At 47.2% G+C, this 12,500-nt stretch carries 7 protein-coding genes; 1 reads left to right on the forward strand and 6 read right to left on the reverse strand.

Annotated features, from left to right (window positions below):
• Positions 1-37: 37 nt before the first annotated feature.
• Positions 38-1,060, reverse strand: a complete 1,023-nt coding sequence (locus AC1RR2_RS03225) for a diguanylate cyclase domain-containing protein (protein WP_493220863.1) — start codon at positions 1,058-1,060, stop codon at positions 38-40.
• A gap of 526 nt (positions 1,061-1,586) precedes the next feature.
• Here AC1RR2_RS03225 and AC1RR2_RS03230 point away from each other — a divergent pair.
• The gene (locus tag AC1RR2_RS03230; protein ID WP_493220864.1) at positions 1,587-2,918 is read left to right on the forward strand and encodes a M20 metallopeptidase family protein; all 1,332 of its coding nucleotides are present in this window, start codon (positions 1,587-1,589) and stop codon (positions 2,916-2,918) included.
• Between the two features lie 127 nt (positions 2,919-3,045).
• Here AC1RR2_RS03230 and AC1RR2_RS03235 read toward each other — a convergent pair whose 3' ends face one another.
• From AC1RR2_RS03235 to AC1RR2_RS03255, 5 genes are all read right to left on the reverse strand, one after another.
• Entirely contained in the window at positions 3,046-6,204 is a 3,159-nt protein-coding gene (locus tag AC1RR2_RS03235; RefSeq protein WP_493220865.1) for a beta-propeller domain-containing protein, read from the reverse strand.
• 473 nt (positions 6,205-6,677) lie between these two features.
• Entirely contained in the window at positions 6,678-9,395 is a 2,718-nt protein-coding gene (locus AC1RR2_RS03240) for a hypothetical protein (RefSeq protein ID WP_493220866.1), read from the reverse strand.
• 262 nt (positions 9,396-9,657) lie between these two features.
• Positions 9,658-10,581 carry a signal peptidase I gene (lepB, locus tag AC1RR2_RS03245; RefSeq protein WP_493220867.1) on the reverse strand — a complete coding sequence of 308 codons (924 nt, stop codon included), beginning with the start codon at positions 10,579-10,581 and terminating at the stop codon, positions 9,658-9,660.
• Positions 10,582-10,864: 283 nt separating this feature from the next.
• The gene (locus AC1RR2_RS03250; RefSeq protein WP_493220868.1) at positions 10,865-11,440 is read right to left on the reverse strand and encodes a hypothetical protein; all 576 of its coding nucleotides are present in this window, start codon (positions 11,438-11,440) and stop codon (positions 10,865-10,867) included.
• Positions 11,441-11,455: 15 nt separating this feature from the next.
• On the reverse strand, positions 11,456-12,301 hold the full coding sequence (locus AC1RR2_RS03255; protein WP_493220869.1) for a hypothetical protein: 846 nt from the start codon (positions 12,299-12,301) through the stop codon (positions 11,456-11,458).
• Between the last annotated feature and the right edge of the window lie 199 nt (positions 12,302-12,500).

Raw genomic sequence — 12,500 nt, forward strand, 5'->3', positions numbered from 1 at the left:
GATCGTCAGACCCAACGTAGGCCTAAGAGCAGCACCTTCAGTTGCGAATTTTTAAATAGACGTTTGAAGATTTTTTGCTGCGTTTTTGTTGATACATAGCTTGATCAGATTGATCCATCAATGCTTCTATCGTCGTCCCATCTTCAGGAAAAATTGCCAAGCCTATACTGGCGTCGATAGTCAATTCATTGGATTCAAACTTAAACGGTTGGTGAATCTTTTCAAATAATCGCAGTATGTGCTTCTCTGCGCCGGCTCGATTCTCGACTTTGTTGAGTATGATCATGAATTCGTCGCCGCCAATTCGGGCGACCGTATCGGTTTCCCTGGCAATCGCATTGATGCGATTGGCAAATTCTTTGATCGCTGCATCACCCGCCCGGTGCCCAAATAAATCATTGATGGACTTTAATCCATCCATATCTAAATTCAGAATCGCAAAAATTTCCTTATGGCGGGTCGAGCGCGCCATGCTTATCCGCAAACGATCAAAAAATAGCGAGCGATTTGCCAGTCCGGTCAGAGCATCATGCGTGGCGCGCAAATACAATTCATTGGCCTCAAATCGCGCTGCATGAAACATCGAAGCCGCAATTAATTCGGACATCATCTTCAACACGAATTGATTCGTTGAATCAAAAGCATTGGCATTCTTAGAGAGTACTTTGAGGACACCTACCACCTCGTCCCTATGCATTAAAGGTACAACGATCATCGACAATAAACCCACTGCTGCGCAGGCCTTGCGATCCACCCGGTCATCAGTGCGAGCATCCGAGCAATACATGATCGTGGCTTCTTTGACGCACCTGCCTGACAGGCTACCTTCACGTGAGATGCGCAGACCCAACTGCGGATTGGCTATGCCGGATGTGGTGCGATACACCATTTGTTCACCTTCGCAAATCTCGATGACAGCACCATCCGCATTGGTGAGTTTTTGTGATTGCTCCGTAATCAAGGGCATCACTGCGCCCAAATCCATACCGGCTTTGACTATGTCGGTTTGGATTCTGATGATCTCCAATAAGGTCTGATTATTGGGTAACTGGGATTTCATAACAATTCCTGATGCTTGGTTTTCAGCGGTATGCGGCCGGCACTTTTTGACGATGCAAGCCGACGCTGTATTTTTATTACGCGTTGCCATTTGCTTTTTTTCATTGTGCAATGCTTGATGTCGATCTTCCCCTATCGATAACAGTTGCGAGAACTACATTAGCACAAAAGCGTGTTCAGTAGAGCAAGTAGGCAACGCATAGCTTCAATTAAAAGGATAGTGCATAGCACATGGTTTGCAATGCAAATCCCAGGTGTGATTCTGTCTGATTGTCGGTGAAATCTGACGGCTCTGAAAATGATGTCAGTATCAATTTAGATACTTGCATGTCTAATCCTTATTCAGCCGTACATTGATCACACAGGCTTGCGTTAATGTGACCTCAGCCAATCAATTCACTTCTTTTTGTTGTCTAATAGTTAGGGAGAGCCTAACATAGATTTTTTGAGTAATACGGCACGCTATTCAAGAAAATCTCAAGTGGTTTTAAAGCGATGCTCATGTTGTATTAGCTAAAGGAAACTCAATGAAAGTACGTATACTTGCTGGTCTTATCGGAACGCTGTGCGTACTTGGCACCCCCATAAGTAGCGCGACAGACTCAACCAACACCGACGATTTGTTCGCATACTATAAGCACTTGCATGCGAATCCTGAGCTGTCGCATTTTGAGGTGAACACCTCCGCCAACTTAGCCAAAGAGCTGCGTAAGGCTGGCTATAAAGTCACTGAACGTGTCGGCAAATATGCCGATGGTAGTCAAGCCTACGGTGTGGTTGCGATACTGGAAAACGGTCCCGGGCCGCGTCTACTCATACGTGCGGATATGGATGCTTTGCCCATAGTCGAAGAAACGGGTTTGCCTTACGCCAGTAAAGTCAAAGTGAAGAGCGCTTCAGGGCAAGAGGTGGGCGTGATGCACGCTTGCGGTCATGATGTACACGTTACGACTTTGCTAGGTAGCGCGCGTGAGCTCGCTGCCCGTCGTAAGGAATGGCAGGGTACGCTGGTACTGGTGGGACAGCCTTCCGAGGAAACCTTGGATGGGGCGCAGGCGATGTTGCGTGATGGCCTCTATCAGCGTTTTGGCCGGCCAGATATGGCACTTGCCATGCACGATTCACCTGGCTTAGCGACCGGTTTCGTTGGGGTGTATTCTGGCGCTACTCATGCTGCGGTGACTTCGGTCGATGTGACTATACGCGGGATTGGCGGTCATGGCGCGGCACCGCATCGTGGCAAAGATCCGGTCGTGATGGCAGCACAATTTATTAATCAGATTCAAACCATAGTCAGTCGCAATCAAGATCCTATGGACTCGGCGGTGGTCACGGTTGGCAGTATCCACGGCGGCACTAAGCGCAATATCATTCCCGATGAAGTGAAGCTTGAGCTGACGACGCGGGCGAGTAAGGACGCCGCTATGAAAATTATTTTAGATGGCATACAGCGCGCAGCCGAAGGTCTTGCCCTTAGTAACGGCTTGCCCGATGATCGCAAACCTATAGTCAAAATTATAGAATCAGAATCGGGACCGGCCAATATCAACAACGCCGCTTTGGCCGCGCGCGTAAAAAAAGCGATGGCAGCGGCGATAGGTGCGGATAAAGTCACAGATGGTTTTGGTATTATGGGTAGTGAAGATTTCGCGCAATACAGTTTGCCGCCTGAACGCGAAATTCCAACCGTGCTGTTTATACTCGGTGTGGTTGACCCCGATTTATTAGCCAAAGCTAAACTTGGCGAGGCCTATGTTCCCGGCACTCACACCAGCAAATTTGCACCGATGGCAGAACCTGCATTGAAGCTGAGTGTGAAAGCGATGAGTGCAGCTGCGATCGGCTTACTGCAGAAGTAAAAAATGAAGTGGTGCTGGAATTTTTTGGGTAGCTTGTGAAAAAAAGGTGGAGAAGAAAATGCTATTTCTTCTCCACCTTTTTTTCAGCTTATTCTTTTAACTTAGTTGATCAAGCAAGCAAAAAAACTCACGAAGCAGGTACATTAACGGTATCAAAGTTGAACTGGTAGATGCCATAGAAATTGGCTGGCAGGTAGATGTCCTTGTTCACAATACTGACACTTCCACCCCAGCTAAGGGTAGGGAAATAAGCACGGATTGTCGGCGTCTGGGGCTGACTGATATCGTATAAGAACAAACCGTACCAGTCCTGAGCCAACAATTTCCCCGGACGCAGGGCAAGAGGATTGATGCCATTTCCCAGAAGATTACTTGATTGCAGATTGAATTCTTTCACTGGCGCGGCATAGATATCCATCTTGTACAGGTAATTGCTGGTGTCATAACTCGTTAGCACGACGGTGTTTTCATCCGCCAGAATTCGACTCAAATATTTGCCCGTCAGGCTCAGACTGGCTTGCAAATACGCGAGATTATTTTGCACGATAGACATATGCAGGCTAGGTTCAAGATTCTTGCCGACTAAGGCATATTCGACGCTATAAAATTGCTTGCCGACGATGGCCATGAGCTGACCCGGAATATTGATCTCTTTACCCAATTGAGGATACGCCGCCGATGCAAGACGCAATTCTTTGACAAAGTACTTGCTTTGCGATTCGCCATTCGGCCCCAGTTGTGGTTGCGCTTTCTGGTAATTAATCCACAGGCTGCTGCCATTTTGGATAAGGTCGATACTCTCTTCGTCTTTGTCCATCATAATTTTCGGGAGCAAAACGGGGTGGCTGGCATCCTCTAAATTAAGGACTTGGAAAATATGACTACTCCAGTAACGCATATTATTTTTTCCATCGGTCGACAAGCCGTTTTGTACTTTGCGGCTGCTGAAGACCAAGGCTTTTCCTACTGCCATAACTTGCGGTGTGGCATAGCTATATCCACCACAACGTAAAATACCGCAGTCAGGCGTCTGAAAAACTGAATAATCGTTGGCTGCCAAAATATCGTCGCTGACAAAATGACTGGTGAGACGGGGATTGCTAGGAATCGATAAATCGTAAGTTAGGATGGTGGTGCGTATACCCTTGTCACGCATTTCACTTGAGACCAGACTTAAGTGATTGCCCATCGCGAACATTTGTGATCCGGCGGGTACTGTTACGCTGGCAATGGGCGCATTGCCATCGACATCATTGAGTGCAACGACTTCAATAACGTCCTTACGCTGGGCCGCACTGTTGCTTCCCCACCAGCCAAAATCGCTGGCACGATAGCGTACGCCGACCTGGGGCAAAGCGATAAATTGAGAATAATTTGCAGCTAAAGTGAGATTGGATTTTTTTACCGGCGAATTCAGATCGCTGATGTTAAATAGTGAGAGTTCGTTGCCAGACAAATTGGCAGCGATATTGTCATTGCTATCGCCCATGAAACTGCGCCTAACCTGGGTGTCTTGCTGCATACTGCCTCGCCGGGTCAGGGTGGAGGCGGAGAAACTGAAGATTTGCACGCCACTACGATAGGTATTGGCGCTGGCATCCCAACCGGTAAAAGGTAATAAAACTAATCCTGTCTCTCTGGTCTTGCCATCGGCAGCTAGCACATTCGTGGCCTTGTCGAGAACGGTAAAAGCCCTATCATCCCAGTTGGCCTCCGACCACGAGTTGGCCAGATCAATTTCGGCACGGGCTAACAGCGGTTGGGTGTTTTTCAAATTGCTAATGTCATACAGGCTAATCGCTAATGTACGCCGATTGTTCGCGTCGTTATGTCCGACGCCGATCAGACGAGTATCGCTTTGTACAGGCACAAAAAAATCATTCCAGCCTGAGACGATAAACTCATTTTCCTCTTGCATGACACCACTGGGCGAAATTGAAAAAGCATGGAAGGGATCTTGCCGCAAATAGGTCACAAAAAAGGCGCGATCCGCCATGAAGGTGGTGCCGAATAATTGCTGCCCGGCGCCGAAAGTGTCATGGTCTACTGCAATAGGTTTGGCTAAGTCGGCGATGTTGAAAGTTTCAACATGGTTGGTATTCAGATTGCTGTCCTGAGTACTTGTGGCTAATGCCGTTGTGGTAGACGAATTACTCGTGACGACGTCGAGGGTGACAGGCACTATATTGGGATCGCGCCTGAGCTCACCATTAATCAACAGAAAACCAGATCCAACGCCACCCGCAGACGAAACGATGCGCATGATATTGCCTTGAATATGCATATTATTCTTTTGCTTGACCAAACCAAACAATGGAACATCAGCACCTCTGAGCATCAGGCCATCGGGGTTGGAGATATCGATCACACTCACTTTAGAGCGCCAATTGCCCGCCAAGGCTGCGACAGAATCGAGACTGGCCACCATCAAGCGCTCGTTCAGCGCCTGAATAGCTTGTACATAATTGCCCAAGCTCAGGCTGGTCTTAGCCTGTAATATTCCCTGGCCGTCTGTTGCAAAACTCATTACTGAAGAATCATTAGCTGTGCCGGTGTAGCGTTGCACCGTGACATACAATGCATTTTTACCGCCACCGCTAGTCATGCGAGATGCACCCAGATAGCCGTCCACCGGCATACTCGCAAGAATTTTAGGCTGGCTGCGATTTGAGATATCGACCGTGATTAAGGCCGCACCCTGGAACCGATCTAAGACGGGTTTGCCGTCTTTTTGCACACTGCGATATTCTGACCAGGAATTCATTAAAACGTAGACCCGTTCACCTATTCTATACATTTCGGTTGGCGTGCCTGTCATTGCTACTCGGCCTATGATTTTGGGGGTGGCTGGGTTACTCAAATCGATGATTTGCAAACCGCGATAGGGGTTCAGATTGAGTAGGGTTTTGCCAGCGTCGAGCACGCGATAGATATCACCCTCGGTCACCGTGCGCGTACTCAATGCGCTGTTAGCGTTGCTGACATCCATCGCGGTTTGCATGGTGTCACTAGAGCGATTAATAGGGTCGTAACTTCGGGCGTCACCAAGCAAGGGCGCGGTCGCTGGGGAGACAAAACTGGTGCGGCCGCTGAGAGCGATTGGTTCTGGGACAGCGACTTTTTCAGATCCACTTCCGCCGCCACAAGCGCTCAAAAATAGACAAAGAAAGATGCCAGCTAAGCTGATACTGTTATTTGAGTCGGCATGGACTTGATTACCAACGGATCTGACAACTGCAGGGCTCAAAGACCCCAATAGGGCATGAGACATTTTTGAAATTGACATACGTACTCCACACAAAATGAAGATGGACCAAAGCTAGAATGCCTATTATGAGCTTTCCAAAAGTTGCTGTTGTCATTCAATTGTATCGGTTTTGTATTGGTAAAAATTAATTTTAATTTGCTCTTTATTGACGCCAGCAACGCAGGCTTTTCTATCTGTTTAAGAATCATAGTTTGAATCAGGTGGTGATAGAAGAATTTCATAGTCGGGTAAGAAATTCGCCTTCACACGTCTCAGTTTGACGGCATACGATCGCCGATATTAGCTGACAAAAATTAGTCATATGATCTGTATGGAGGCGGTGGCGTCTGACTGGAAATAGCGCGATCATGGAAGGCAATTACTTTCGTCGCGGGTAAAAAAATGCCAGTCTCTGAAGACTGGCACCTAACTCAGATTTACCACAATGACGATGTCAGCACGCACTTAGAGCCGGCAGAATCTGGGCTCAAGTGTCGTGCTGCGATCGGTGACTATTTTTTTATATCATGTCGCGTCATTGTCGCTGGCACACTATTGCTGTTCTTGCTGGCGCGCTGGATGGATGCCTGCATTCCAACCGCCTGTAAGGCAGGTATCGGCGCGATGATTAAGTTTTTATCGCCGATAAAGAACAGTGTTTTACCGTCAGGACTGATGGTGCCTAAAGCACGTGAATTGCAGCCATAACTTGAATTTGAACAGGTGGGATAGTCGTTAAGATCAAAATAACCCAGTACCGGCAAATTCGTGGTGGTTACTAAGCGATTGCTAGTGTCGAGCACATAGACACGAGGCTTTACGCTGGAATCATCTGATCCACTGAAACCGCTAGAATGGTAAGCAAGAATGTAAACACGATTGCCGTCCGGTGCGAAAACAGGGGTGCGGCCATAATAGGCGTTGTCTGGCAAGACCACGTTACCTATCAAACTAAAATCGCGATCCCAGACTTTGTAAGTCCCTTCGATAAATCGTTCGCCATGTAAGCTTTGCGCACCTTCATACCAGAATTCCAAACCCGCTGGATTGACTTTGACGACTTCATCAGAGGCATTCATATATAACATTTTGGGGTTAGAACTAATACTGGCAGACTGCACGATCAATAAACGATCCCCGTCACCTGATACGTTAAACCAAGGTCCACCGTAGAAACTAAACTGTAAATTACTACTATTTTGAACAGTAAATTTGCGTGTTGTTAAGTCAAAATAGGTGAGCCCGTTCGCCCAGGTTCTGCTTTGGAAGTAGGCCTTGCCATTGTTTGTCATTGCCAGTCGTGGCAAGGAGTTCAAGCGATCTCCTGCTATGAAATCGGCGTCTGCGCTATAGGTAGCTTGCGTCTCTAAACTATCAGGATCTATCAGGCTCAATTTACCATTGGTGGAGGTCGTTACCAGAGACTTGCCATCCGGTGACATGACTGAGGAATCGATACTAGGAACAGTCGCACTAGAGATCGCCCAAGTGCCATCCATCGCCGTAAATCGCATCACAGAACCCAACTCTTTGTTGCTGGTAAATATAGATTGGCGTGCTGGATCAAAATGGATAGAGCCCTTCATACCTTGGGTAGGAATGGCGCGATAAGTAAAGCTTCTTGGTGGGACCACCTTCAAAGTGGCTGATCCTGTCGGGATTGCCAGTGCATTCTTCAGCGAGACCGTAGTTTCACCCTGAGCAGCGGCATCAAAGTGAAGCAATAATTGCGTATCGTTGACCCGGGTAATGCGTTTGACTGGCAGTCCACTTACATCGAGTGTCTGTTCCAAATTAATGACACTGTCAAAACCGCGTCCGCGCACTATGGCTGTGCTCGCTTCACCAGGGAGACGTGTCGCAGGGCTAATGAAATTAATCTGCGGCAAATTCTTATTGATGGTAAATGTGAGTTTTCTCGGCGCAATTTTGCCACTCGCTGAGCTGATTAAGACGTCTGAAGTATAGGTCGTAAAATTATCCATTTTCAGCAGCTCGTTGGTGTCAATGGCGACCTGCAATTTGCTGCTTCCCGTGATACCGCTCGTGTTGAGTAGTTTTAACCAAGCAGAATTAGTACTGGCGGTCCAAGCTTGTGCTGGTAAGTTAGGTAAATCGACTGCAAGATCAGCAGATAGTTGGCGCGTGCCACTCTCCGCATCAATTAAGAAATTAGTGGTGCCTACGATAGACCAACTAGGAGTACCAACCACCAGTGAGATAGGAATGGCGATGGGCGCTGCCATAGGCCCCGAGCTAATCGTCAGATTCGCATAGTAAGTTCCCGCACTCATATTTTGTGGTAAGGCTGAGACCGTATAAGAACGTTCACTAGTTTTGCTTAAGCTGAGCCAATTCAAGCCGCCAGAAGTGTAGCTAATCTCCGCTTTGGATTCGGTACTCCACGATGGCAAGCTTAAATTGACAGTCAGTGGTGCAGTCTGCGCGCCGCCTGCAATCGCATTGAAATCCAGATTAGTAACATCAGGAATGATTCTGGTCACAGTACTGCTATCACCGGTCACGGTAAAATTGACAGGAATGTCTATATTCCGTCCGGGAAAGTGGACCGACAAAGTGCCAGCATAATTGCCCGGGGGCATAGCGGCAGTCTTCACCGCAAATCCATTGGCACCGATGTTGCTTACACTTAACCACGCGACCGAAGAGCTAACTTCAAAACTGCTCTGTCCGGCAGGTAACTGGACACTGAGATCACGACTAGTCGAATTCCCACTTAAGGTGCTCAGTGTTAATGATTGAGGTGAAACCTTAAAGCCTTTGGCAATGACTATGGTGTAAGGGATGCTGACAGGCGAGCCAGAAAAATGCTGGTTACACTTTGCATCGGGGCAGGCAAACAACTGCACGCTGCCGGTGTAAGTACCGGCCGGCAGATCAGATTTAGGATAAATAGTAAACTTAATCTGTGCGCCTATGACTTCCACGTTCACACGATCAAGTGAGGTCCCTAGATCAAGGCTACCTGTGTAAATGCTGGCTGGCGTCGTACCCACTCCATTACCCAGTACGGCCGCAGGTGACAGGCTTCGGCCTTCCTCACCATCAAAACGCAATGCGGTACGATCAACAGACACTTGAAATCCTGCAGATGGCTTGGACTCTGTTCCACCAGAACCACCACTGCCACCGCCACAGGCACTTAAGACCAGACAAAACACGGCGATACCCCATCGCTTCATTGTTTTAGAAAGTGAAGACAAAGACATGCAAATTCCTATTTATAGAAAAATTAAGATGGCAATTGTACTATGAACATTGAGGAGATTTAATAGCAATACGATGACTAAAAGTCGGTATGCTTTGATTTTATTATCGGCGTTGAAAATGCCGTTGCTACTAACTGGACGTGGATATGAGAGAAGCGCAAACTCTCGCGTCGCTACGATTTCTGCGAGAGTTTGTCTGGTTTCGATTGAAGCTTGCGTGTTCTGTTTTTACTCAAGCCAGTTCGCTTTGGCGACACAACACCTATTTCAAAATCCTAATCACTTTCCCAACGATGCGATCAGCGGGAAGAAAGCCCCAATATCGGGAATCACGACTATTGTCACGGTTGTCACCCATCATGAAATAGTGATCCTTAGGCACGGTACAAATAAAGCCTAGTTCGTCGAAATGGCAAAGTTCCATAAACTTAAAGTTTCTTGGATATGACAGATGCAGCGGCGGCAGCTCACGGTCTAACATAACTTGATAAGTGCCGTTAGCAGTGTGTTCTTCATACAGCTCGAGTTGCGCAGCTTTATCGCTGCTACTGACAGCCTCGTGTCCTACTAGCTTACGTGTATCGACTGCTTGTCCGTTAATCACTAATCGCTTGTTACGATAGCTGACATGATCGCCGGGCAAGCCGATTACTCTTTTCACGTAGTGATTTTTCACTTCATCAGGGACTTCGAAAACAAGTATGTCACCACGTTGTATTGGTGCGGAAATGGCAGTCTGATACAGATTAATGCCATAAGAACCATAATGACCATAGCCCCACTTTTGCACAATGAAGAAAGACTTGGCTGGGATGGTCGGACTCATAGAAGCAGATGGCGCATTGAAGGGTTCAAAAGCGTATGCACGTATCAGAACAACGAGAGCGACAAATGCCATAAACATAGACACTAAAGCGTACCAACGACTCGATGTGGGACGAATTTCACCATCGGGAAAGTGCCTCGCAATTCTATAGGTGTGCGTCAGGCCAACGATCAAATAAGACAACTTAGCAAGCGATGTGGCTATTTCATGTTCATGATAAAAGAAGGCCGCAAAAACAAGTAACAAAAGCAGCACAAGATACATTAAGGCATAACGTCGCTTGCCTAAGTACATCATGGCGAGCGGCGTTGCAAATAATGCGATGAGAACGGCGATCCAGGTTTTTGGTTTGTTTTGCATATAGGTTTATCTGGTTTAAAGGTGAAATACTTATTGCGTTCTGCAGTATCGATTGGGTAAGTGATAGGAATACAGCTGGCTCAGATGCAGATCTTTTGGACCTGTCCTACGCTCGGGCTGTGATTTAAGCCTAAGTCTTGCGGGTATTTTAATTGATACCCGCAAGCTTACAAATTGAACTTGTTTCGTTTGCTTAGAAATGCGGCATCTCTTGCAGATCAAAACATACCTGTGACTCTCAGAATGATCGCTGAATTCTATCTAATTTCGTCGAGTTAGATTATTAGTTGACTAGCTTTGCCTGTGTGCACTGGGACTGTAGCGCTTGTGCCATTTTATGCATAGTGTGATTGAGTGCGTAATTGAGTGCGGTGACATGTTCTGATTTTGCGTTCCACATATTCGTTTTGCTACCAGTTGCACGGAATTTTTCGCTGTGTTGAGCAGAGGATGCCATGTCAATGTCGATTGCCACCATGCCATTGATTCTCATATTTCCGAACCATGTATAAGCACGGATTAGCCGCACATTGAGATTGATCGCATTGGCAACCGGCACTGCGCTGCGCTGTACAGGGAAACCGTATTCCTTTAGCCTGTCGAAGCCACTTTCTATCCATGGTTCAGATGGACTAGATACGATAGGGAATTCGGCACCTATGCTTTCCTTATTGAAGCGCTCGTCAGAAATGCGGACAATGTTGATCATGCAGGTACCAGTCAATTTGACCGGTGCAATGTCACTAACGCTTGAGTCATAAGTAAGTGGCGTAATTTCGTTTGATGCGGGGGTGGCGATGGCCGCGCTGCCGGTTGCAAGCGACAATGCGGCGATAAGTAAGATGGTAGATGGTTTCATTTTGCGCAGCCTTTGTTATTGAGGAAGTGAGTAGACATTACCTTGATCATTGCGCAGAATTTTGCGATCAACGCTGGATGCCATCAGTTTTCCGGATATATTGCTCTTCGTTGCTCCATCGACTTTTGCGATGACTATTTGTTCTGTTGGTTGGGGATCGGTCGCGCTAGCGGCAAGGTCTAACTGAAGCATCTTAGTAATTTCTACAGTGGCATCGTTCATCGTAGTACGGTAAGTTTCTCCCATTTTGTCAGACCAGATTTTGATGGAATCTGCACCGCCCGTGCCTGCGGATTTGGATTGGTAAAAAAAGCTATTCTTAAATACGGGCGTTTCGCTGCCTGGTACTCTTAGTTCCACATAGGTATTTACATTGATGCGTGTGAAGTCAGAGGTAAAAGCGTAGCTCGTACGTACATACATTTGACCACTATCCGTCTTAAGCTTGTTCGTACGAGTGGCCACGTCTTGCAATAAGGGAATGAGCGCAGTGCTTTCCACCAGAGAAAACTTTATTGCCGCGTTGTTCAATAGACTGTTTCCTAGCGTGCGTTCAAAGTGCGTGCGGAAATCGTAGCTATCTACCGCCGCATAAAATGGCGCGACGATTTCTTGCATGGTAGCTTGCCGACCTTCTGCTACTTTTGAGTCAATGATTGCTCCAATCAGCCCACCGCCCAGCGCCATCGTTGCGCCAAAAGACTCCGCTCGCACGATCACTTCGTCTTGGGGCAAAACGCTGAGGACATTGACCTCATTGAGTTTTTGTTTGGCGGCGGGATCTAATGCGATGCGCGATGGCATACTGCCGCATGCGCTCAGTAGGAGTGCCAAGGCACTGGCCATGATTACTTTGTACATATCTATCTTTTCCTATGTGGTTATTTGAGTGAACTTGTTTATAATCGAGCTGACTAGTAAAAAAGCTATGTATTTTACAAGCTAGGCATGGGGAATGCCAGCCTCCAATTCGGTGTTGAGGAACAATGCCAGAATTAGCGAGCAAACTATGAATGCGCGCACAGTAGGGCTATGAAGAAACTCTTAAGTGTAAGGAGCC

The sequence above is a fragment of the Undibacterium sp. GW821-FHT11H02 genome, assembly GCF_058808015.1.